We start from the raw sequence: 23,434 nt of genomic DNA, 5'->3' as shown, positions 1-23,434 counted from the left end.
ATAGCTATTACAGTTTTATATCATATTTATGTAGTTTCCTGTAGAGTACCGATCTATGGATATTGAGGGTTTTAGCGGCTTTACTTTTGTTGCCGCCGCAATTTTTCAATACTTCTTCTATAAGCGCTTTTTCCTGCTTACCCAGAATATTATCCAGACTGGAATGAGACCCTGTAGTGGAGGAATAATGGTTTTTTCTTTGGATTATGTTATCGGGAATATCGTTTATCGTAATAGTGTTGCCTTCACAGAAATTTACAGCCCGCTCAATAGTATTTTCTAACTCGCGAATGTTTCCCGGCCAGTCATAAGAACAGAAACTTTGTATAACTTCCGGGTTTATTTTTTCTACTCTGGTTCCCAGTTCCTGATTGAGGCGATGCAGGAGGTGGTGGCTCAGCAAAGGAATATCATCAACCCTCTGCCTCAAAGGAAGCAGGTTAAGGACAATTACATTCAGGCGGTAAAAAAGGTCTTCCCGAAATTTGTTCTCACTAACCAGCTCCGCCAGGTTCTGATTGGTGGCCGCGATTACCCGGATGTTTACTTTGGTGCTGCTGAGACTGCCGATGCGTTCTACTTCTTTTTCCTGTAGTACCCTTAGCAGTTTAGCCTGCATGGACAATGACATATCTGCAATTTCATCCAGGAAAATGGTTCCATGGTTGGCCAGCTCAAATTTCCCCGGTTTACCTTCTTTGAGGGCTCCCGTAAATGCACCTTCGTTATAACCAAAAAGCTCTGACTCCAGTAAAGTCTCGGGTACCGCCGCGCAGTTTACCTTGACAAAAGAACCTTTGCGGCGCGGGCTCATATTATGTATGGCATGGGCAAAAATCTCTTTTCCCGTACCACTTTCCCCGGTAATAAGTACGGTTGACACGCTGCGAGCGGCTCTGGCCGCCAGAGCCTTTTGCTCACAAATAAGCTGGTTATTTCCCACTATGTTATTTATGGAATACCTGGCCGTCCCTTGCTGGTATTGCTCCAAAAGCTGTTCCCATTCATTTATTCGGCTTAGTTCCACCTGACTGCTCTTTACGATAACCCCCAGGCTCCGGTTGTGCCGCATAATCGGAAGGAAAACTAATCTTAGTGCCTGTCCATCAGGTGACAGCACTTCGGTGGAAAATGTTTTTCCCCGGTCTATGGCCTGTTGCAGGTTGGTCCAAGGAATCAGCGCGCTCATTTTTTGGTTCAACTCGCTGCTGGAATTGCAAGGGAAAAATCCCCGGCAAACTTCATTGGAATACAGCAGATGGGCATTTTTATCAAAAACCGCTATACCTTCATAAGGAGTTTGCAGAAGAGAATTAAGCTGGTACTCCTTAAAACTGTCGATAGTATGTAATATGGCATAGGCAGCGTAGCATTTGGGTCTTATCTCCAGCAGCCCCCGGGTTACATTTACTTCATCTTCATTAATTACTTTGATATCTTTAACTATCCTACGCTGATCTTTGATTATATTATCAAAGGTTAAATGGGGTTTTAGACAATCTACATTTTGACCCAGTATTTGATTAGGATTAAGGCCCAGTATCTTTCCTGCGTTCTCATTGCAAAAAATGATATTTAGTGAGGTGTCGGTTATGAGTATGCCTTCATCTATGTTTTGCAGAATCGGATATAAAAGCAAGTCATGGGAGTGAAGTTCAAGATTAAGCGACATTAGCTTCACCTCAGGTCTTCTGCTGGTAGTGATCAGACATTGATACCGCGGTTCAGGCTACGGCTAACTTCCTGAAGAGTCGTTTGTTTTATTATGGTATCCAGGGTTTGCGAGTCCAGAATCCCAGTGGCTTCAAGAGCATTCTTCTTTTGAAACTCACGCACAAACTGGCCCAAATCATCTTTTTCGTCCATGCCCAGGCTGAAAAGCATTCTCTTAATCTGTTCTTTTTCTTCCTGGCTTATAACCATATACTCGGAACTGCTGGATGATGAAGGTGCAAATGAAGAACTGGAATTGGACTGGTTCAAATCTTGGGAAGATGCATCTCCGGCTGGTTGGGGTACGACCGGAATAGTGGTATCGTTAATATTACCTTCAGAAGACGGTTCATCAGATTGAGCCTTAAGAAGGTCCGTGTTTTGAACCATATAGCTTACATTACTTATAAGGCCGATAGTAGAGCCCAGAATAACCGCTGATGCGAGCACCAGGATCAGAAAGAAAAAATAACCTTTCTGCATGGAACTCCTCCCCATTAAAGCATCATTATTAAATCTATTGTATGCTATAGTTAAGTCTTTTTCAATTCCCCTTGACAGAAGAGTGGGTTTTTTGTGTTTCCTGGGACTGACCTACTTAGCATAGATAATGTTTTGACTGTAAAAAAACGGGTAAACCCCGGGCTCCCAACCATCATGTTCACTAAACCGCTTGAGTTCAGACCACTTTGGCATTAATGAATCCTATAATTTCATCAATCGTTGAGGCTAAAAGCACTTTTAAAACATGAGGATAGTGGCTTTTTCGGTTAGGAGCCCTCTGCTTCCCCTCTGCTTCCTCCACCTTGCTTCCCATCAAATCCTTTGAGACCGATAAGGTAATTGCAGTTGTAGATGTGGTGAAGCTGGTGATTAACAATCTCCTTCTGATAAATATTGTCTGTTCAGGCAGTTTAGTTATTTTGCCCATTCATCGAGCCTTGTTGGAATAGTTAAACCCAGTAATCCTATTATTATTCTTGAATCTTATGCCCGCATTCTCCACAGTACTGCCATTCTTCTCTTAATTCAGCCCCACATTGGCTGCAGCAATTTTTAAGGGAAATACCGCAAGAGCTAAATTTTGAAGTTTCGGGTTGTTCGAGGCCACAAACCGGACACTTTATGGTTAGGGGACGGCGGTAACGGTATAGGTTACCGGATTGGTGAAGTTCATTATGGAACATGAATTCCTACCATGTTCATCAAATATCGGGCATTGGAAGTGGTACAGCGGCCGGAACGAAGCTTATAATCGAATTCAATTCTCCCTTGTACATATTGTTCTTCAAAATGGTAATTCCTAAAGTTTAATTCCGGGTCTTTTTCCAGGTCGCAAAGCTCGAAATCATGGGTAGAAATCAAACCGATAACGTTCTTCTTGCTCAATTCTCTTAAAACAACCTGGGCACCGGCAATACGGTCCAAGGAGTTTGTCCCTCGAAATACCTCATCAATTAAATAAAGCATCGGCTGCCCTTTATCTGCCTGCTTTAATATCATATTTATTCTGGTCAATTCGGCATAAAAGGTAGAAATACCATTAATCAAATCGTCTCTTATCACCATAGATGTATATACGTCCATAATAGAACACCTGAATTTCCGGGCGCAAACGGCTGCCCCTGCATAGGCCAGAACCAGGTTCATGCCAATAGCCCTCAGGAAGGTGCTTTTCCCGGACATGTTAGAACCGGTAATAATACAAGAATACTTATCAATATCTATATCATTTCGAACGCATTTTTCCGGCTGGATTAAGGGATGACCGAAGTCTTGCGCATGAATCTTCATACCATGAGCCTGAAGTTCGGGGAAACCCCATTCCGGGTGTATATGGGATATGACGGAAAGGCTGGTTAAAGCCTCAAAGGCTCCAATTGTTTCAAACCAGGTTCTAATTTTCTTAGCGTTTTGAATTTTCCAGCGTTCTAAATAAACCGCACAATGGAAATCCCAAAATAGAAAGAGATTAAAAATAAAATAGAAAATAAGATTATAGCGAAAGTTAATGGCATCTGATATTCGTTCCAGACGTTTCATACAAATAGAAGCGGGCTCTGCCTGGTTATATAACTCAGATTTCAGAGTAGATAAGTAATCATCTTTAAATTGTTCAGATTCAATTAATAAAAACATGTTCCTAAAGGTACCTAAACTTTTTTGAAATGAATATACCCTGCTTAAATCTGATGAAATATTTTGATATCCGGCAAAATATAATAGCAACTGCAGGGCAAGAAGTACTATGGGAACCTCAAGGGGTAGGCCCCAAGCTGAAATAGACATTACCAAGGCCAGAATGGTAACCAGGGGGAAAAAACGCATGATGTGTATAGCTTTGGGGAGCGATCCGGATTCTTCAGCATAGCTGATTAATCCCCCGGTATCCCGTGATACTTCATTTATCAGCAAGCCATGACACTCTAGATTTTGGCAGAATTCAAGTTTTGAAGCCAGTTCCCTGACTGCGTTCTGGCGCATTTTTATGCTATCCAGGTTTTTTGATGGATTGGCCAGAAGTGTTTTTAAATGGTATCTACCCAAAACCGTTTTAGCCACTGATATCCATTGAAACAACGATTTAGGCCCGAAAATATCCAAATCATAGGTGTAGGGGTGATTAGCATCAACGAATTCCAGGCCACAATCAGCAAATGAAACCCAGGTCCCGTTCATTCTGCTCAAATATTTGCGCTGTATTTCCAGCATGGCACGAACCGTATTCAATTCCTGTTCCACTTTAGAGTGCTTATAGACAAGGGCAAGAAATATTACCAGGAAGAAAAGTAAAACAGATACGGCTTGTGTCGAGGTTCCCAAGAACGAGCAAAGTATAGTAAATACTGCTCCGGCCAGAAATATAAAAAAACGCAGATTGCTTATCCTGTCAAAGCTCTTTGTATACCGTTTTTCAAGATTTTGATAGCTATTGTAACGAGTAAGAAATAATTTTTCAGCAGACATCGAAGCCTCCTACAAGCCAACAAGGGGACGTTCTTTTTGCTTCCCTATAAATCACAGGATTGGACTTAAAATTCAATGACCGGAAAAGCAATCTATTTCTGACCGTGGCAGCAATATTATGGAGCCCGCTTGCCGACCTAAAGCCGGGCGGTCGGCTGACCGGTCCAGCACGGGCTTCAGTTATAATTCCCGCTGGATTGGTTGATGAATATAGGCAACCTCCAACCTCCTTAGTAAAATTATGCCATTACTTAAGACAATAATCTAGCTAGCAATACATTAAACTCAATAAAAAAAGCATGGGGGCAACTAAAAACGCCCCCCTGTTATCTTTATGGTGTTCTAGCAACAATCGCGAATAATCATATCTTTCTGAAGAGGTTATACTGGTACTAACCGATGGCAGGAGGCCAAGATCATCAAGGCCCTCCACCTACACCATTTCCGACGAGCCGCCCCAGCGCGGAAAGGATAACGATTATTTGAAAGTAGCGTTAGGAATAAGGCGGTCGCAGGAAATTGAAAGATTATAAGCAAAGCAGCTGATTCTATAGCATGAGAGAGCCATAATATGGTTAGAATTTTACTGCGAGGAGTTGATGCCATGTAGATTAAACCGTCCGCAAACATCCGGCAAAACTATAATGAGATAGCGGATTTGTGTAGGTCTACGGGCGAACCGGTGTATCTTACCCAAAACGGTGAGGGCGATCTCGTGGTGATGGATATAGAAGCGTTTACCTGCCGGGAAAAAATGCTAAAGCTGCGGGAAGAACTGCTGAAACTGTTTCTTCTTCATCTATAAATTAAAAAGGAGAGTCTATATTGAGTTGCACCAAAGCATATGTTGAGTGGAATGGATTCAAGGGAACGGTAACAATTAATGAACCCGTTGTACGTTACCCTGGTAACCCAATATTAACATGTCATGATGTCAACGAAATCTGGGGTAATGATGGTCGTTTATATACCTACACTGTTCATAATGCGGGAATGGCAGAAGTGACTGGTGCAAATGGCAAAACTCAAACAATAATGCTCTTTCGTTCCCACATTGCTGATGGTCGTAGTGTAATAGGAAAAGCTGTCAGTGACAATGGTTTAAACGCTTGGAAGATTGACCCCAGACCGTTTTTATTACCGGCGACCGAGAGTGACCTATTTGCTAAGGGTGTCGATATTGCCTCTATTATCGAATCTGAAGCCGGCGGTGTGGAAGATATTCGGGTTAATCCCGTTGGGAGCGGCTTATATGTATTGACTTACAGTGCCTATCACGGACAGATTACTGATAGAGTCAAGGTTATGATAGCTGTAACCCAGGACTTTAAGACCGTTGTTCGCTATGGCCCAATATCCGAACAAGATATGCGTAATGTGGTTATATTTCCTGAACCTGACAAAAATAAAAAATGGATAGCTTTGCTGCGTCCCAACGATAAAAACAGGGAAGTTGCCGGCTCCGGTCATATCGGTGGCTCATTTGAAGAAATATGTACAGGTTTCGCAGCAGGTCCTACCGGACCATGGGAAATCGCTAATGTAATCATGCGGAGCGGTCACGGACCGAGCGCATTCCAGGCAAAGATCGGTCCAGGCGCCCCGCCTATCAGGACTCGATATGGGTGGCTAAATATCTTTCATGGTGTACGTTCAACCATGGCGGGCAATCCTTATACCCTGGGGGTGGCATTCCATGACCGGGAAGACCCAACAAACCCAAGTAAACTTCGTATTAGTGCTAAACCATTATTGATGCCTAGTGCAAGTGATTGCTTAGTTAGGGAGACTGATTATGTCCATGTACCTAATGTAGTGTTCACTTGCGGTGCATTAGCTGGCCAGGACGATACGCTAGCTATATATTATGGCGGTAATGATACAGTTATGAATATCGGCCTGGCAAATATACAGATTCTAAATGAGATGTGTAATGTTTTCCGCTTGGACCCATTGACAGGGAAACATCTATATTCTCTATAACGAGGTGAAATATGTCCCCCGCTAAGCGGTCGCCTATTTACAAAACAGGCAGAGGAGTTCTTAATCCCCCGCCACGTTGCAGCGCTGTGTTGAAACTGCTTCGCAGTTTCTTCCAATGCTTTAAAAAGCTAACACTTTAGATACCCCATCCCCTGATCATTCTTCGTAGTGGAATCGATGCTTTTTGACCGGACGTCTGGGCTTGCAAGATATCTTGCAAGTGGACCGGGGGCGGCACTGATATATAGGCGGACATGGCCGCGCCGGACACGGTGGAGGGGGTGGACAAGGCGGTACCGGTGGACGTGGCGGTGTGGGTGGACATGGCGGTACCGGCGGACGTGGGGGAATTGGCGGCGGGAATTGCTGGTGGAAAAACCGGGTGACTTTCTCCAACTTTCTAAGGAGAAGCCATTCTTTCATAATTACTGTTTCCAGGGTTTCATTTACGACCACATTAAAGTCTATTAGAACATCTGGCGGGGTACACGATGATATATAACCAATGAAATGCTGAATTTTCTCCGCTTCCGCATTCAGCAAATGAGACAAAGCCATTTCTTCCAGGGCGATGGAATCCAGGAGATCGATAATTGTATTATATAAATCAGGGCGGTATTGCTGAGGAGGGAATTCAGGCATAGTCATATTACTCAACGCCTTTCTGAATCTACTTTATTAATAAAATATTCAATTGTGTCGCTATTGTTAACAAAAAACCAGCTAGTATTAAAATAGAAATCTAACCCCCGGGATGAGTTGTTCTTTCCGCAGATTAGAAAAATTGGCCTAAAATAAAGCTTGAGATGGAGTCAAAACTCCACCTCAAGCAAGTCTGGTTTATTTTTGGGGGTTAGGTCACCATTCATTCTTCGTTGTTTTAACTGTTGCTTTTTATAACTCAGGATTAGGATTTTTAATACAATCCCCAAGCTTAGGCTGCATACTTATCAGTTCAGCAATTGCTTCACGAGCAGGCACAAAGTTATTAGAAATCGTTATCGCCTGCTGATACGCCAGGAAGGCTTCCTCTTGAGAGTTTAATTTTACCAAACAAAGCCCGATGTAATACCAGGCTCTGAAACTGCCTGCTCCTTTGATACTTAAATATTTCAGATTATCTTCTCCTAACTGGATACATACTTTAAAACAATCCAATGCTTCCTGATATTTTTGTTTGTAGTAAAGGATCACTCCCATATAGAAATTCAAATCCACATAATCAGGGTACATTCGAACTGCAGATTGGATGGCAGGCCATGCACCCTCCCAGCTTCCAGTTTCAAGTAAAATCGAGTATTTCAGTCTATAGAGCATCGAAGGCGGTGGGATGATTCCTTCATTTAAAAACAGCCTTATAGATTGATTAACATGTTTGAAGGCTTTTCTGAAATCTTTGCTTCGATAATACTCCGCCGCCAGATAATAATGAGTCCAGGCATGACTTTGTTCTTCTTTTAGTTCCTGCAGTAATAAAGTGACATTCCGATTAAATTTTTGTTTATTATCTACCTGTGAGTTCATATAACCGTAATGATAAATCTTAAAATCTAAAAACCCTACCCGGTCTTGTTCATAAGCGGAGGAAAGGTTAAGCCACTCATGGATTTTATTTTCAAAACGGAAGCCCATATGGTTTCTAAAAAACCGGGGTTGGGCTATTTGGACAACCTCATCATAATCAACCTTTTCACCATAGAAATTAATAAGCGGGACCGAGAGAGCATCATAATCATCAAAGTGTGTTCCTTTATTTAGCTGATTCCTATTTTCCGCAACCACTTCTTCATCTGCATCCAACCATAAAACCCAATCCCCGGTAACTTTATCCAGTCCAAAGTTGCGGGCCTCGGCAAAGTTATTATTCCATGGGTAAGGGAAAACCTGGGCGTTATAGGAACGGCAAATTTCTATGGTTTTATCTGTTGACCCGGTATCGACAATGATAATTTCGTCTATTAGGTTTATTACGCTATCTAAACATCTCTTTATACAGTTTTCTTCATCCTTTACAATCATTGCTAAAGACAGGCTTGTTTTGTTTTGCCTCAAAACAGGCACCTCCTAATGAGCAATAAGAACTGGAGAGAGCTCATAGTTCCACAAGATATCAAAATAGATTTCTTATCTACATAATATGTATTGAAGACAAAGGCGTGTTTGCAGAATCATTTAAAAAGGGTCTGTTAATAAAAAAGGTGATTAAGGAGAAGGTGGCTTGACAGGAGAGTTAACTGCGGATTGCAAGCTGAAGGATAAAAATTTTGCTGAAATGCTGGAAATATCATTTCCCGGCCTTCCATATTTACAGGCTTTCTGACCTGGAAGGTCTGCGGAGTTTAAGATGTACATTAATCAAACGATATAAAATTACAACATAAATGGATTACTTTAACACTTTTTCAAAGCGAACATAAAATAATAATATAACCCCAATAAGGAGTTGATTGAATATGTCATTACCGACTATTCCCACGATTACTCCGTCAATAAGTATAAATAGAACCCAGGTTATTAACCTGCTATTAGCATCGGTAGCCCTGGAAGAACTTGGCTTGGCCCATATTATTAATGCTGAGGGTGAAAAACTACAGGCTGTATTGGGTACTCTTCCCGGTTTATCCGTAAAAGCAACCTCCATTTCGGGCTTACTCTCCGTAAACCGTGAAGTCAGGCGGGTGTTACAAACGCTTATAAAAAATCAGATGCTCCTGCAATTTAAACTTGAGGATATCATGGATATACCCCCAATCTTGCCTACACCTCCCACACCTCCCACTCCTCCTCCTATATTTATTAACCGAGGTTCAGCCTGGGGGGTGGGAGAAAAGTATGGCACCGGCAATGCTCAGTATTTTACTTTAGAAAGTACGGATATAGAAAAATCTGTTGTTCTTGGGTTGGGAAGAACCAAAATTCCTGTAGGTACGGTAAACCTTCTTCGCCAAGGCACTAACTTATTAGTAACCTTCACAACCGATTTTCCCTATGTAATGCACCAGGTGCATTTATATGTTGGCAATTCTGTTCCAAAAACTCATTCTCCTGGACTGTTTCCATACAAATATCCTTCTGTCCCCGATGGCTATTTTACAACCTATACATTTAATGTTGATGTAAGTAGTATTCCTGGGACGATTTATGTAGCCGCTCACGCGAAAATTCTCGAGCAAGTGTAATTGATGTCCCAACGACCCCCTTCACTTTAGGGGGTCTATTTTTTTGCCAGCCTGCTGTAAATATTTGCAAAATTATGGTTTCATTATACTTGAGAGTCTACATCCAGGTAATGCAGGTTATTATAACTTACCACATGTATTCATGTGTTCGGGAAAAGGTGCAGAGGGAAGCCTCTGACAAGCTGAATCAGCTGCTGAGGCTAAAGGAATGGTTCATAAGAATAGTGCCTGGATAATAATTACTGATTAAATAAATAAGAAGAATAATCTACAACTCATAACTATTTTGCAGGAATTTGGCAATTGGGATAGAAGTGTTTCTAAGAATACTAATGGATATACCAGCCAAAAGATGTAGTCGGCGGTAGAAAATTATTAACAATAGCCGCTAGAAAAACTCAATGTCTGGAAACCCTTTGTTTATGAGCATTTTCTGATACATTGGAGAAAGGTACTATACTTTTATCAGGATTATTGGGCGGAGAAGGTGTAACAGGAGTAATAATAGCCTACTAATGGAATATTTACAAAATCACAAGTCAATAAAATAGCTTCTATGTCTCATAATGGTTACGGAAGAACTATGCGACCAGCCCATTCTATATTTGATGGAGATACTATTTTCACCATGGCTACGGGGAAAATAGAAGCAGATATAAATGTTGCAGGATTTTTAACAGTAAAAACAATGGAAAGAGCAGTTATAAATGCTATAAAGTCTGCTGAATCAGCCTATGGATTTTAGTCATATAAGGAATTAAGGGGTTAAAGATTAAACTATTATATGGAGTGATAATATTGAAACTTAATTTGAGTAAAAGGACAGTAATTATTACTTTATTGATGATTGCCATCATGACTAGTACAGTGTTTGCTAAACCATTACTTAAAACCATACAGCTAAGCGATAATGATATTACAATTCAGTTGAATGGTAAAGAGATAAGTTTTGGCGAGGGTGAAAAGCCATTTGTACATAATGGAACAACTTATGTTCCCCTTAGGACTTTTGCAGAACAGGATAATAAAGAAGTATCTTGGGATGGCAAAAATAATCAAGTTATTATTACAGATGGCAGTAAAATATCAAGTAGTCCATTGTTAGAGCAAAATGTATCGGGAACCCTATGGTTAATGTCTAGTGAAAATAGGGCTAACAGTTATCAAGCATTTAATTTAGCAAAGATGATGTTTGATAAAGCTATGGATGAGAATAAATCAAAGAAAAAATTAGCAGTTATTGTTGATATTGATGATACCATAATAGATAGCACTTCTTATACATGTCAATTAATGGGTGGTAAGGAATGGACTACTCAAGCTTGGGAAGAATGGATTGCATCCGATGCACCTAAGGCAATACCTGGATCAGTAGGATTTTTAAATTATGTTGTGGATAATGGAGGAGAAGTATTCTACATTACAAATAGATGGCCTGGAATTAAGGGGTATACTTTAGAAAGTTTAAAACAACTCGGATTTCCTGCAAAGGATGAAAAATATTTAATGGTAAGAGAAGATGGGACTCCATCCAGTAAAGAGAGTAGAAGAAATTTAGTAGAAAAAGATCATAATGTAGTATTACTAATGGGCGATAATTTAGAAGACTTTTCTGATGCATTTTCACCTTCTTTAGGTTTAGAAGGTAGAGCTAAGGCAGTAGATGAGTTTAAAGAAAAATGGGGTAAGAAGTTTATAGTTTTACCTAATCCAATGTATGGCGATTGGGAGAAGACTATGGTGAATAACAAAAAAGGATTGAGTCTAGAACAAACTGTAGAAATAAGAAGAGAAATTTTGTTGCAAAATCAATAAAAGTAACAACCCATACTTATTATTATAACGAGGTGAAATATGCCCCCTGCTAAGCGGTCGCCTATTAACAAAACAGGTGACGGGTTCTAATCCCCCGCCTCGTTGCAGCGGAGTGTTGGAACTGCTCCGCAGTTCCGATGTAAAAAACCTGCCATTTTTGGATAAGCGAGAACGAAAGCTTAAGATTTGTTTAAAACCAAACGGCAGTAAAATTGGCAAAAAATTTACCAAACTGAATATCAGAAAATAATTAAGGGGCTTTTAAGCCCCTGTTTTTCCTATGGTGCCAGAGGTGGGACTCGAACCCACACGCTGTAAGGCACACGATTTTGAGTCGCGCTCGTCTGCCAATTCCGACACTCTGGCTGGTTTTTTAAATTCCAATGCAAAGATAATTATAGTAGCCTCTTTTAGCCTTGTCAAGATTGATAAGGTATGGGGATAGTGTTTTTTTGAAAAGGGAAAAGTAACGGGGAGGAAAAAAGGGGTAAAAATGAGTCTTCCTTTTATCTGTGCTTCTGTCAACCTTTGGTAGAGGCAGGTAAAAGCTTCACCTCTTGTTATAACAAGGCAGGGAAATAACAAAAGGAATTTTATAAAAGATGGCGAAAACTTTATAGTATTGATTTTATAAGAATAAGAATTTAAGCCTATTTCCAACTTTTTTAAGGAGAAATACCTTATGCAATCAGAACAAGAACTGGTGAAGAAAAGTATGGAGGGTGACACTCAGGCTTTTGAAAAATTGGTTTTGCAATATCAAAACAAAGTTTATGCTTTAAGCTTCAGGTACATGGGGAATGAAGATGATGCGTATGATATGTCTCAGGAAGTTTTTCTAAAAGCCTTTCGTTCCTTAAAGACTTTTAAGGGAAATTCCAGTTTTGGCACCTGGATATTTCGAATTACCACTAATGTTTGCCTGGATGAACTCAGGCGCCGAAAGAGAAGGATTGTTCCTCTTTCGTTGGACGAAGCAGCCGTTACCAGTCGTGGTAGTGAAGTTGAGAGGGAAATAGTGGACCCTTCGCCCCCGGTAGATCGGGTATATGAACAGAAAGAATTATCACAATACATACAAGGCCTCTTAGACCAGATGAAGCCTGAACATAAAGCGGTAATAATCTTAAGGGATAGTATGGACTTGAGTTATGAACAAATCGCTTATGTTTTGAATTGTTCGGTGGGCACGGTCAAGTCGCGTCTTAGCAGAGCCAGAAGTATTTTAAGGAAACAATGGGTAGAGAGGGAACTTTTGCCCTAGCCATCTCGTCTAAAAACCGGGAGGAAAAAGTCATGAAATGTGAGCAGGTCAGTGAGCTGCTTTCAGCCTACATTGATGAAATGACAAGTGAGAAAGAAACAAAAGCACTGGAAGCCCACCTTGCTCAATGTGCAGACTGCCGTAAAGAGCTGGATGATTACCGGCTTCTTCGTGGTATTATGCAGCAATTGGAATCACCGCTGCCCCCGAATGATTTCTCCACCGTTGTTCAAAAACGACTGCAGGAAAACAAAAACAAGATATTTAGTGCTACTACTATCGACCGACCCAAAAAGACCGGATGGATTGCGGCAGTATTGGCGGGATTAGCCCTGGCGTCAGGTATATATGCCAGCAGCTACCTATCTGTCGGGGATTTTCTTGTGTCCTGGCAGAATAAAAAGGAACAGAAAAAACCCCGAATAGCTATCGAGGATATAATAGAGCGTTTTCAAAAATGGAATCAGGAAGAGGATAATAGCAACCGAGAATCCGCTGAACCGGAAGCTCAGATTGACACTAATCCCAGGGCCAAAGTGAGTGTGGGGGTAGGGGCGGTTAATACCCAGGAAGAAGTGGAGCCCAAGACTGCCGGGGATGATAGCTATTCCAGCCATATAATGGTGAAAGAACTGTCAACGGCCCTGGCTCAGGTAATAGAGATTGCCGATGAGCGGGAAATCAAATACAGTATGACATCCGGGTCTTATGGCAACAGTGAGGCGCGAAGGGTGGTCCTGGAAGTGGAACCGCAAGAAGTCCCTCAGCTTCTAATGGAATTAGAAGCAATTGGGAGGAAGCTTGATGTTGCGGATCTTATAGAAGCAAGTGGACAGGATAAAGTGCTGCAAGCTCCTGATTTGGACGAAAAACCCCTACTGCTGGAGAAAAGCGAATTTTCCGATAGTGAGAAATTAAGCATGGTTAAAATAGAAAATAATGAGGAAGCAAGAGAAGATGAAAAAGAGGAATTAGCTAAAGAAAAAGCGGCTTCTGCGCCGGATAATAAAATGCTCTTTAATTCCGAAAAGGGAGAAGATACTAATAACATTGAAGTTATTATGGAAGAAAACAAACCGGAAGGAACTAAAGTTAACTTAGACATTTTGATAATTCAAGAAAAATGATTGGAGCGATTACAGCTTAATTTTAAAGTTTTGGCAAAAATTGGATTCAAGCCGTAAGAGCTTATGAATATTGATTATGAGATTAAAAAGGTTTTAGGAGAGTATTGGGAATTCCAATACTTTTTTTCTTGGGGGGAAAGAATGTTATTATTAATATGAGGAACGAGCTTTGAGGAGCAAGGGGGACTTGATTCCCCCACTCAAGCAGACCCATCACGGGATGGAGGTTCGGGTAGAATAACGACAAGGATGGGGTATTTATGGCCGATAAATTTATACTCATAGATGGAAACAGTCTGTTGTACCGGGCTTTTTATGCTCTGCCGCTGCTGCATAATTCCGCCGGGGTTTACACCAATGGGGTATACGGTTTCCTGACCATGTTCAACCGGGTGCTGGCTGAGATTCAGCCTACGCATATTGCCGTAGCTTTTGATAAAGATCGCAGTACCTTTCGTAATGAGCTGTATAGCGAATACAAAGCCAATCGTTCGGCTCCTCCGGAGGAATTGGGGGGACAATTCCAGCTGCTGCGTGATGTTCTGGCAGCTTTGAATATAGAGTACCTGGAGATGCAGGGTTATGAAGCGGACGATATAATCGGTACTTTGAGCAAAAAGGCGGAAGAACAAGGGTTAAAGACCGTCATTCTAACCGGTGACGGTGATGCCCTGCAGCTGGTTTCGGAACAGGTTGAGGTTTTGCTGACCAAAAAAGGCATAAGTGAGATGGAACTCTATGATCCCCAGGGGGTCAAAGACAAGTGGGGAGTAGAGCCGGAAAAGATGGTGGAAATAAAGGGCCTTATGGGGGATGCTTCCGATAACATCCCCGGGGTTCCCGGGGTAGGCCCGAAGACTGCCATGAAGCTAGTGCAGGAATTTACCAGCCTGGAGAATCTCTATGAGAATTTGCCGCAAGTCAAAGGCAAGAAGCTCGTGGAAAAGCTGGAGCAGAACCGGGAGCAGGCTTTTCTCAGCCGGCAGCTGGCCACCATTAACCGCGATATGGAGTTGGATTTTTCGATAGAGGACTATGTAATGCGGGAACCCCATTACCCGGAACTGTTGGAGCTGTACCGCAGCCTGGAATTCAATAATTTCCTGAAAATCCTGCAGGAGAAAGAGCGGGAGAAGGGAATGGCCCCGCTAAAGCAGGAGATAGAAGTACTGTTCTTGGAAAGAGAAGAAGATGTGACAGCTTTACTGGAAGAAATAAAGCAAGGGGAGAGCGTGGCCCTGTACTTCCAGAGCAGTTACCATCATCCTATGTGGGCTAGTCTGCAGGGCGTTTTCCTGGAATACAGCGAGCGGGTTTACCAGCTGAAACTGGAAGCTGGGGATGATTATAAACTGCAGTGGATAAAAGCTTTACTGGAGTCGGCAGTGATTAAGAAGTATCTGCATAACGCCAAATTCATCCAGGTTTTGCTACTAAGACACGGAATTGAGCTCAGGGGAGTTGCGGGGGATACCATGCTGTTGGCCTATGTAGATGATCCGGCTTTTGAGGGTGATGAACTGGATGCCTGCCTTAAGAAACACCTGCAGCTTAACATAGCGGAAAATAACCTGGCGGCATTGGTCAACACGATAAGAGAACTCTATTTCCAGCTGGAGGGGCAAATCCCGGCGGAACTGCGGGAGCTTTTGCAAGAGGTAGAGATGCCCATGTCGGAAGTACTGGCCCGGATGGAATTTTGCGGGGTGAAGGTGGAGCGGAGTACCCTGGCCCGGATTTCTGAGGAACTGGCCAGTGGGATAGCCGGCCATGAGGAACGGATTTTCGAGCTGGCGGGAAGCAGTTTTAACATAAATTCACCCAAACAATTGGGTAAAGTGCTTTTTGAGGATTTGGGTCTTAGAGTAATAAAGAAGGGTAAAACCGGTTATTCCACCGGGGCGGAAGTCCTGGAGGAACTCTACCAGGAGCATGAGATAATAGCTCACATTTTAAATTATCGCCAGCTCAGCAAAATAAAATCTACCTATGCTGATGCTTTGCAGGAGTTGATACACCCGGAAACCGGCCGGGTACATACCATATTTAAACAAGCCCAGACTGCAACCGGACGCCTGTCCAGCGTGGAGCCCAACCTGCAGAACATCCCTATCAGAATGGAAGAAGGACGCCGGATTCGCCAGGCCTTCGTGGCTCCGGGTCCGGATTGGCTTATTATGGCGGCGGACTATTCCCAGATTGACCTGCGCTCCCTGGCCCATATCAGCGGGGACGAGCGATTGATTGAAACCTTTAAAAGCGGGGTGGATATTCACACGCGGACAGCGGTGGAAATCTTTCATGTGCCGGTGGAATGGGTGGATAGCGAGCTGAGGAGAAGGGCCAAGGCGGTCAATTTCGGCATAATATATGGTATCAGTGATTTTGGCCTGGCCCGGGACACCGGGGTCAGTCGTAAAGAAGCCCGTAAATATATCGACAATTACCTTAACAGCTATCCCGGCGTAAAAAAATATATGGAAGATATAGTGGAGTTTGGACGCCGCCACGGTTATGTTGAGACTTTGCTGAAACGCCGCCGTTACTTGCCCGAACTCAATGCCAGGAATAAGATGGTGCAGGCCTTTGGCCGCCGTATGGCTCTTAATACCCCGGTGCAGGGAACTTCTGCTGATATAATCAAACTAGCTATGATCAAGGTGGATGAAGAGATAAGGAAGCGCCGGCTTCAGGCTCGCTTGCTATTGCAGGTGCATGATGAACTGCTTCTGGAACTGCCTCGGACGGAACTGGAAGAAGTGAGCGGACTCTTACGGGACTGTATGGAGAACGCCTGCAGCTTGAAAGTACCCTTGGAAGTATCCCTTAAGACCGGTCCTAACTGGTATGAGATGGAGTAGCGGAAGACGGAAGACTGAAGGCGGAGGACGGAAGAGGGAAGGCAGAGGGCGGAAGACAGTTATCGGAGACCGGTATCGGAGATCGGGTAGAGGGAAAGAGGGGGTATTATGCCGGAATTACCGGAGGTCGAGACGATCAAGAATAACCTGCAGGAAATTCTGCCGCTTAGAATCAAAGAACTAGAAATCCGGCGTGAGGATATATTACGCTGCCGGGACTATGCCCTGGAAGAGCTTACTGGTCAGATCATAGAAGAAGCGTCCCGCCGGGGCAAGTATCTTATCCTGGCCGTGGACAACGGCCTGTTCCTGGTTTTTCACCTGGGTATGAGCGGCAGGCTTTATATACAAGAGGAAGAAACTACGGTTCTAGAACCGCATGTGCATGTGATAATCCATTTGGATAAGCGGCTTAAGCTTTTATACCAGGATGCTCGTCGTTTCGGGGGGCTATGGCTGCTTAAGGATACCCAATGCTTCTTTTCCCGGCTGGGAAAAGAGCCTTTGAGTGAGGAGTTTTGCCCCCGCTACCTGGAACAGGTTTTGCAAGGACGCCAAACTGCCATAAAAAATCTGCTTTTGAATCAGAACCTTATCTCTGGCATCGGCAACATCTATGCCGATGAAGCCCTGTTTATGGCGGGGATTAGGCCTGATCGCCAGGCTGCTTCCCTTTCTGTGCGAGAGATTGAAGGCTTGTGCTGCGGCATCAAAGAAGTTTTGGCAAAGAGCATTAAATATCGTGGCACCACTTTTCGCGATTACCGAGACGGTAAGCGACAACCGGGGGAGTTCCAAAACCACCTGCAAGTCTATGGCCGTTTTAATCAAGCCTGCCCCAACTGCGGCCAGCCTCTGAAAAGAAGCAGAATCGGTGGCAGAAGCAGCCATTACTGCGAGAAATGCCAGCAGTAAACAATTCCTTTTCCGCGTGTCAAGGGGACGGTTCTTTTGTCACCGTAACCTCCACCCCTTACCCCTTACTCCTCACTTTTCTTACTAACCCTGCATGACAGGGGGCCACAAACCGTCCCTATGATATATACAGGGGAGAGGCAGCGACCCAACACCCGGGTAACATATTCATACTTCTATCCATATTGTAGCTATATAACTAAGATGCGGGATAGGAGTGGCCTCTGGTGGAGTATTTTCATATTCTCTTGTTTGCCCTGGCAGTGAGCAGTGACGGGTTTTTTGCCGGCATGGCCTACGGTTTAAAGAAAATTAAGGTTCCCTTGGTTTCGCTGCTGGTTATAGCTATGGCCTCAGCTCTGGCCGTTAGCTTTTCCATGTTATGTGGAAGAGGGCTGGCCGCCATATTCCCTTCTGATTTTGCCAGTCGCCTGGGAGCGGTAATGCTGATGCTTATCGGAGTTTGCTTTTTGCTCTCTGCCTGTCGGGATAGAATAGAGAGTATGGATGAGATAGGCGAAGAGCCCCTTTTTAGCCTGAACATCAAGCCTTTGGGCATAATCATACATATACTAAAAGAACCAGCCCGGGCTGATTTTGATTTATCCGGTGAGATCAGCACCCGGGAAGCTTTTTTTCTCGGGCTGGCTCTGGCTATGGATGCACTGGGGGCAGGTATCGGAGTGGCCCTCGCAGGTTTCAATATTCTATTAACAGCCCTGGCTGTGGGTGTGTTAAAATTTATACTAGTAAATTGTGGGTTGCAATTGGGAATTAAGATAAAAGCCGAGCGCTGGCAGCTAATTTCCTCCTTGATACCCGGCCTTATGCTGATAAGCCTGGGAATTCTCGAAATAATGTAGCAGAACGGAGCTTGAAAAATATGAAAACGATAGGCCTAACAGGTGGTATTGCCAGTGGTAAGAGTATGGTAGCCAGGGTCCTGCAAGAAATGGGAGCAGTCTTGCTTAGTGCGGACAAAATAGGCCATCAGGTTATTGAACCAGGTAAAACTGCCTATTATGATTTGATAGATAACTTTGGAAAAGAGATATTGAATGCAGATGGGACAATCAACCGTAAAGAACTGGGGGGTATAGTGTTTAAAGATCCACAAAAACTAAAGTTGCTCAACCAGCTAACCCACCCTCCTATTATGCAGGAGATTAAATTAAAGCTGGCCCAAATTGAGCAAGAGCAGCCTGAGGCTATTGTAGTAATGGAAATCCCCCTGCTCTATGAAACCCGCATGGAAAAATTATTTGACCAGGTCTGGGTGGTCTGGGTGGATCGCGAGACGCAAATAAAACGGCTTATGGCTCGAGATGCTATTGACCGGAGTGATGCGATAAGCCGTATAGACTCCCAGATGCCCCTGGATGAAAAAGCCCGGCGGGCTGATCTAGTTATTGACAATTGCGGTAGCATAGAGGAAACAATAGCAAAGGCCACCAGATATTTCAACAATATTTAAGCTAATCTACAAATAAGATGTATTATACTACTTGGGGGGTGGGTTATTCTTGAGCAAAAAAAAGAAAAAGCGCTTTTCTATTAGCCTGTGGGTTTCTATCCTTATCTTTCTATTAATGGTTTTAACCTTTCCCCAGTGGATAAGTTATTTCTACCCGCAGCCCCACCGGGATATTGTATTCGATACCGCTTATGAGAACCAGGTGGATCCCTATCTGGTTTTCGCCATAATTCGTGCTGAAAGCAAATATCAGCCTACGGCCCGGTCACCGGTGGGTGCTCGTGGCTTGATGCAGATAATGCCCGAAACCGCTGCCTGGATAGCTGAACAGAAAGGCATTAGTGGATTTGAAGCGGAGCAATTGAATAAGCCTGCTTTAAATATCAGCTTTGGCTGCTGGTATCTAAACAGTCTTAACCAGGAGTTCGAAGGCGAACTTCCCTTGGTTATCGCCGCCTATAATGCAGGCCGGGGAAAGGTGAAGGAGTGGCGAGTACAGGGAATTTGGGATGGTGATGCGGGGAAAATTGATAAAATACCATTTGAAGAAACCAGAAATTATGTCAAGATTGTTTTGAAAAACTATGAAGCCTACCGGGCTATTTACCAGTAGAACATCCTCCGGCCCGTCACACAGCGCTCATATCTACTTAACACGAAGTGATTTTGCCTGAGTGTCAGGCAATACGCGCCGATGAAAAGCGAGGTGGTAGATGCTTCTTCTGTCTTCCGTCTCCCGATGACTGACACCTGATGCCTGACGCCTGATGACCAATAACCCCTTACTCCTCACCTTAAAAAACATCAGCTTAATACAGGCTATTTTTATACCATAATCAAGCAATTAAGGAATTTTATCCATTTACCTTAAATATAAATGTCCTAGAAGAGAGTTAAAATAAGGAGGGCATTTGCTTTGATTATCCGGTGCAAGAGAATAGTCCTGTTTATTGTTTTCTGTGGCTTAATAGTAGTTTTGGCTTCCATTGTACATTGGCGTCAGGTAGCGGTCTACACCGCCAACCTGGACACTCGCCCTTTTAATCTTGGACTGGTAGGTGAAATCAACAGCATCGAGCCAGCCAAACTGAGCAATCACCCCGAGAGGTTACTGGCTTCCACCATCTATGAAGGCCTGCTCTGTTTTGATGAAGAGAAGGGTGAGATTAAACCAGCTTTGGCCAGGAAGTGGAAGTATTCTAGCGATGGCAAATCGCTTACCCTTTATCTCAGGGGAGATGTGAAGTTTCATAATGGGAAAAAGCTAACTGCCGCCGATGTTAAGGCGTCATGGGAGAGAAATCTTGGCAGCATTGAGGATTGGTCTAATGTGAGCCTTTTCCTGCCTATAGCTGGCTGTGCGGAACGTTTGCAGGGCAAGAATATAGATATTTATGGAATTAAGGTCTTAAACGAGCATACTTTGAAAATCACTTTGCTCCAGCCGAACAGAGTATTCATTTATTTTCTGGGCCACCCGCTATTCTGGGTTTTTGACAGTGAGGATAATAATGATCCCCTGGCAGGTACGGGCCCCTTCATTTTTCAAGAAAATAAGGAAAATAAGAAATTTTTCCTGATTAAAAATGAGAAATATTACCGAGGTAATCCCCGCCTGGCGGCCATAAATGTGCAGGTTTTCCCCGATGAACTGCAGGCCATGGATGATTATAAGGCAGGAAAATTAGATTACCTGGACACTGTACCCCTGGAAGAAATAAAGAAAATAAGAAAAGCTTCTGAGTATAAGGGCCTATATATCGAAAAGCCTGTCCTGGAGAATTATTCCCTGGTTTTTAACCTGAACAGAAAACCTTTTGCCAGCAATTATTACTTGCGCCGGGCCCTTAATTATGCCATTGATCGGAAGAAGATTAATGATGAAGTATTCGGGGGCAGTTGCCTTCCCGCTAAAGGAGCTATCCCTACAGGGATTCCAGGCTACAGCGAAGAGATGCAGGGTTATAGCTACAAGCCGGAAAAAGCCAAAGAACTACTGGAAGAAGCCGGCTACCCGGGTGGCCGTGATTTACCCCCTTTGCTCTTAACCTATAATAACAGCGAAGCCCATAAGATGGTGGCTGAAGCCGTTGCCGCACAGCTTGCCCAGCTGGGCATCACCGTTCAAACCCAGGCCCTGGACTGGGACTATTATCGCAAACAAATGTCCAGTATGAATATGAGTTTTTTCCGTCTGGGTTGGAAAGCCGATTATCCCCATGCTGACAGCTTCCTCTATAGCCTGTATCATTCTTCTCAGATGGGGAACAGCAATTTCTCCGGCTACAATAACCCCCAGGTGAATAAGATTTTGGAGTCATCCCGGGCCGCAACTAATGAGAAAGAAAGGAGCGCTTTGCTGCGTAAGGCAGAGCAAATCGTTGTAGACGATGCCCCTTGCCTGTGGCTCTACCAAAAGAAAGCGGCCAAACTCCTGGGTAAAGATGTGGATTCCCTTACAATTGATGCTATGGAAATGATAGACTGGTACCAGGTAGAACTTTTCAAACCAGGGGTAAACCAGGAGGGAGATATAATAAAAGAGAAGGTTTGATTTACTTCCGGGAGTTACTTTATATTACAATTTTTCATAAATAGCTATGTCAAATAGCGAAATGAGATTCCGACTGTAGTATAAGATTCAAGCAGGTAAAATTGGGGATAAGCTAGAAAAGAGACTGTTGCCGGAGCAATTGACTTAAGGTGAATCCTATTGTATAATACCCGTTGTCGGGGAGACTTTTTTTAAAGAAAAACCCCGGATGGTTTAAATGTCGGAGTGGTGGAACGGGCAGACACGTACGTTTGAGGGGCGTATCCGTAACTGGGTGGGGGTTCAAGTCCCCCCTCCGACACCAGCGTTATGCGAACTTTTTAATTGAAGTTTTAACAATATATCAATATTTTTGCCAAGAACTTTGGCCTCTTTTACATAGGAGGTCATTATTTCTTTTCTGGTTTCTGCTGATGTATTAAAGACCAGTCGTCCTTGTTGCTTTTTCATATAGTTAAGGACATCTTGCCGAGTGATTTCTGCAAACGGGGAACGGTAGTTAGCTAGTTGGGATTCGAGGTACTTTTTTTGTTCTCCCAATTCTGAGAAATAGGAGGACATATGCTCAAAGGGCAGTCCTTTTTTAATAGCATCTACGACTCGATCCATTTGTTGCTGAATGGTTTGTAATTGTCCTGAAAGCCTGTGACAGGAAGCGGGCGGGCAAGTCCCGCTCGTTTTTGCATCTTTATTTATGTTGTTATGCCTGGAAAGGATGTGAGAAAAATGGAAGGTATGCTGAACCTTATCGCCAATGTGGGCTTTCCCATAGCCGTGGCAGCCTATCTGCTCATCCGCATAGAGAACAAGCTGGGCGATCTCACCCGGGCTATAGCGGAGCTGCGCGAATGTATTATCACCCTCCCGAGCCGGGAATATGGGAGCGGCAGCCGTAATACCCATGTATCCGGAAACTCCCTTTCTGAAAAGAGTGCTGCTTATCCTCCGTCATGAGGCTAATAATAAAGGGGGGAATCACAAATGTTCTCCCCTAAAAAGTCTAATGCTATATTATATTTATCCATGCATAAATAAGTCTTAAGGTAGAACCTTGTTAGTACAAAAGGTTGGTTCATGTAAAGATACCCCGGAAAATGACCTTACCGCTGTTTGTAACCTGGCTGCGGGAAAACCTGCAGTGTGAACTGAGCCAGTCCGGGCAACGCCTGGAGGTAATCATCAACCCGGTAATATTGAAAAAGGAACCTTCGCTGCTCTCTACGCCTATATGCAGGGTGACCAGGTTATGGTTCGCGAGCTGGCCGATACCTTTTACAGCCAGGAGGAAGCCCAGGCCGGCCTGGACAACCCCACTGATACCTATGACCCGGTGCCGTTCCACCAGTGGGTACAGGAACAGTATTGGACCGCAAGCGGGATTAAGGTGGAGAAGATAGTGTTTTGAGGAGCGGGAATAGCTCAACATGAAAGACCTGGTGAGAGCCGGGGCTTTTCTAATATGAATACAAATGCAAAGGAAAACACCTTCCTTAATAGTCAAATAGATGAACATATGTATCCTCATATCTAAACACCTAATAATAGTTTTCCTGGCAGGATATTACTGACTGGAGTTGAATGT

At 43.4% G+C, this 23,434-nt stretch carries 21 protein-coding genes, 2 tRNA genes and 2 pseudogenes; 16 read left to right on the top strand and 9 right to left on the bottom strand.

What is annotated here, in order from left to right:
• Positions 1–7: 7 nt before the first annotated feature.
• The 5 genes from SWOL_RS13725 to SWOL_RS10480 all read right to left on the bottom strand — a co-directional run bounded on the left by SWOL_RS13725 (position 8) and on the right by SWOL_RS10480 (position 4,680).
• Positions 8–1,672 carry a sigma-54-dependent Fis family transcriptional regulator gene (locus SWOL_RS13725; RefSeq protein WP_011641415.1) on the bottom strand — a complete coding sequence of 555 codons (1,665 nt, stop codon included), beginning with the start codon at positions 1,670–1,672 and terminating at the stop codon, positions 8–10.
• A gap of 32 nt (positions 1,673–1,704) precedes the next feature.
• On the bottom strand, positions 1,705–2,196 hold the full coding sequence (locus SWOL_RS10485; RefSeq protein WP_011641414.1) for a peptidoglycan-binding domain-containing protein: 492 nt from the start codon (positions 2,194–2,196) through the stop codon (positions 1,705–1,707).
• A gap of 196 nt (positions 2,197–2,392) precedes the next feature.
• Positions 2,393–2,644 (bottom strand): hypothetical protein, encoded by a 252-nt coding sequence (locus SWOL_RS14420; protein ID WP_155814212.1) that lies wholly within the window; start codon positions 2,642–2,644, stop codon positions 2,393–2,395.
• Positions 2,645–2,687: 43 nt separating this feature from the next.
• A complete protein-coding gene (locus SWOL_RS15325) occupies positions 2,688–2,900 on the bottom strand; it encodes a zinc-ribbon domain-containing protein (RefSeq protein ID WP_155814211.1) in 213 nt (70 codons plus the stop codon).
• On the bottom strand, positions 2,890–4,680 hold the full coding sequence (locus tag SWOL_RS10480) for a MutS-related protein (protein ID WP_011641413.1): 1,791 nt from the start codon (positions 4,678–4,680) through the stop codon (positions 2,890–2,892). Before SWOL_RS10480 ends, SWOL_RS15325 begins: the two co-directional genes overlap by 11 nt.
• A 610-nt stretch (positions 4,681–5,290) precedes the next feature.
• Here SWOL_RS10480 and SWOL_RS14085 point away from each other — a divergent pair.
• Together SWOL_RS14085 and SWOL_RS10475 are read left to right on the top strand one after the other, a co-directional pair.
• A pseudogene (locus SWOL_RS14085) lies at positions 5,291–5,461 on the top strand (type II toxin-antitoxin system Phd/YefM family antitoxin); the annotation flags it as partial.
• Positions 5,462–5,715: 254 nt separating this feature from the next.
• Positions 5,716–6,663, top strand: a complete 948-nt coding sequence (locus SWOL_RS10475) for a glycoside hydrolase family 130 protein (protein WP_207635291.1) — start codon at positions 5,716–5,718, stop codon at positions 6,661–6,663.
• 156 nt (positions 6,664–6,819) lie between these two features.
• Here the strand turns inward: SWOL_RS10475 and SWOL_RS15355 are convergent, their stop codons facing one another.
• Together SWOL_RS15355 and SWOL_RS10470 are read right to left on the bottom strand one after the other, a co-directional pair.
• A complete protein-coding gene (locus SWOL_RS15355; RefSeq protein WP_479725398.1) occupies positions 6,820–7,305 on the bottom strand; it encodes an alpha-helical endospore appendage domain-containing protein in 486 nt (161 codons plus the stop codon).
• A gap of 252 nt (positions 7,306–7,557) precedes the next feature.
• Positions 7,558–8,682, bottom strand: coding sequence for a glycosyltransferase (locus SWOL_RS10470; protein WP_041428028.1), 1,125 nt, complete (start codon positions 8,680–8,682; stop codon positions 7,558–7,560).
• Between the two features lie 536 nt (positions 8,683–9,218).
• On the opposite strand from SWOL_RS10470, the gene SWOL_RS14655 reads away from it, so the two are divergent.
• The 3 genes and pseudogenes from SWOL_RS14655 to SWOL_RS10455 all read left to right on the top strand — a co-directional run bounded on the left by SWOL_RS14655 (position 9,219) and on the right by SWOL_RS10455 (position 11,657).
• Positions 9,219–9,842, top strand: a complete 624-nt coding sequence (locus tag SWOL_RS14655; protein ID WP_175574640.1) for an alpha-helical endospore appendage domain-containing protein — start codon at positions 9,219–9,221, stop codon at positions 9,840–9,842.
• 511 nt (positions 9,843–10,353) lie between these two features.
• Positions 10,354–10,587: pseudogene (locus SWOL_RS10460) on the top strand (P1 family peptidase); the annotation flags it as partial.
• Positions 10,588–10,640: 53 nt separating this feature from the next.
• The gene (locus tag SWOL_RS10455) at positions 10,641–11,657 is read left to right on the top strand and encodes a 5'-nucleotidase, lipoprotein e(P4) family (protein ID WP_049750133.1); all 1,017 of its coding nucleotides are present in this window, start codon (positions 10,641–10,643) and stop codon (positions 11,655–11,657) included.
• A 281-nt stretch (positions 11,658–11,938) separates the two neighbouring features.
• Here the strand turns inward: SWOL_RS10455 and SWOL_RS10450 are convergent.
• Positions 11,939–12,023 (bottom strand) — tRNA-Leu (locus tag SWOL_RS10450).
• Between the two features lie 316 nt (positions 12,024–12,339).
• Here SWOL_RS10450 and SWOL_RS10445 point away from each other — a divergent pair.
• The 9 genes from SWOL_RS10445 (at position 12,340) to SWOL_RS10405 (ending at position 22,156) form a co-directional block, all read left to right on the top strand.
• The gene (locus SWOL_RS10445) at positions 12,340–12,921 is read left to right on the top strand and encodes an RNA polymerase sigma factor (protein ID WP_011641406.1); all 582 of its coding nucleotides are present in this window, start codon (positions 12,340–12,342) and stop codon (positions 12,919–12,921) included.
• 32 nt (positions 12,922–12,953) lie between these two features.
• Complete coding sequence (locus tag SWOL_RS10440; protein WP_041427536.1) at positions 12,954–14,048, top strand: anti-sigma factor family protein; 1,095 nt, start codon at positions 12,954–12,956, stop codon at positions 14,046–14,048.
• 260 nt (positions 14,049–14,308) lie between these two features.
• Positions 14,309–16,909 (top strand): DNA polymerase I, encoded by a 2,601-nt coding sequence (polA, locus tag SWOL_RS10435; RefSeq protein WP_011641404.1) that lies wholly within the window; start codon positions 14,309–14,311, stop codon positions 16,907–16,909.
• Positions 16,910–17,017: 108 nt separating this feature from the next.
• On the top strand, positions 17,018–17,824 hold the full coding sequence (gene mutM, locus SWOL_RS10430; protein ID WP_011641403.1) for a bifunctional DNA-formamidopyrimidine glycosylase/DNA-(apurinic or apyrimidinic site) lyase: 807 nt from the start codon (positions 17,018–17,020) through the stop codon (positions 17,822–17,824).
• Between the two features lie 227 nt (positions 17,825–18,051).
• Positions 18,052–18,687, top strand: coding sequence for a sporulation membrane protein YtaF (gene ytaF, locus SWOL_RS10425; protein WP_011641402.1), 636 nt, complete (start codon positions 18,052–18,054; stop codon positions 18,685–18,687).
• A 20-nt stretch (positions 18,688–18,707) separates the two neighbouring features.
• Positions 18,708–19,298 carry a dephospho-CoA kinase gene (gene coaE / locus SWOL_RS10420; protein WP_011641401.1) on the top strand — a complete coding sequence of 197 codons (591 nt, stop codon included), beginning with the start codon at positions 18,708–18,710 and terminating at the stop codon, positions 19,296–19,298.
• A 49-nt stretch (positions 19,299–19,347) separates the two neighbouring features.
• Entirely contained in the window at positions 19,348–19,911 is a 564-nt protein-coding gene (locus SWOL_RS10415; RefSeq protein ID WP_011641400.1) for a lytic transglycosylase domain-containing protein, read from the top strand.
• A 303-nt stretch (positions 19,912–20,214) separates the two neighbouring features.
• The gene (locus SWOL_RS10410) at positions 20,215–21,852 is read left to right on the top strand and encodes an ABC transporter substrate-binding protein (protein ID WP_011641399.1); all 1,638 of its coding nucleotides are present in this window, start codon (positions 20,215–20,217) and stop codon (positions 21,850–21,852) included.
• Between the two features lie 219 nt (positions 21,853–22,071).
• Positions 22,072–22,156 (top strand) — tRNA-Leu (locus SWOL_RS10405).
• Here SWOL_RS10405 and SWOL_RS14595 read toward each other — a convergent pair.
• On the bottom strand, positions 22,135–22,302 hold the full coding sequence (locus tag SWOL_RS14595) for a hypothetical protein (RefSeq protein ID WP_162010616.1): 168 nt from the start codon (positions 22,300–22,302) through the stop codon (positions 22,135–22,137). The genes SWOL_RS10405 and SWOL_RS14595 overlap by 22 nt on opposite strands.
• A 252-nt stretch (positions 22,303–22,554) precedes the next feature.
• Here SWOL_RS14595 and SWOL_RS15175 point away from each other — a divergent pair, with 252 nt between their 5' ends.
• A complete protein-coding gene (locus tag SWOL_RS15175; protein WP_341271077.1) occupies positions 22,555–22,806 on the top strand; it encodes a YvrJ family protein in 252 nt (83 codons plus the stop codon).
• A 274-nt stretch (positions 22,807–23,080) separates the two neighbouring features.
• Positions 23,081–23,257, top strand: a complete 177-nt coding sequence (locus tag SWOL_RS14405; RefSeq protein ID WP_155814209.1) for a hypothetical protein — start codon at positions 23,081–23,083, stop codon at positions 23,255–23,257.
• The last annotated feature ends 177 nt before the right edge of the window (positions 23,258–23,434 follow it).

The sequence above is a fragment of the Syntrophomonas wolfei subsp. wolfei str. Goettingen G311 genome, from assembly GCF_000014725.1.
Taxonomy (GTDB): Bacteria; Bacillota; Syntrophomonadia; order Syntrophomonadales; family Syntrophomonadaceae; genus Syntrophomonas; species Syntrophomonas wolfei.
The sequence above is the reverse complement of the archived record's forward strand: the minus strand, read 5'-3'. Positions and strand labels throughout refer to the sequence as shown.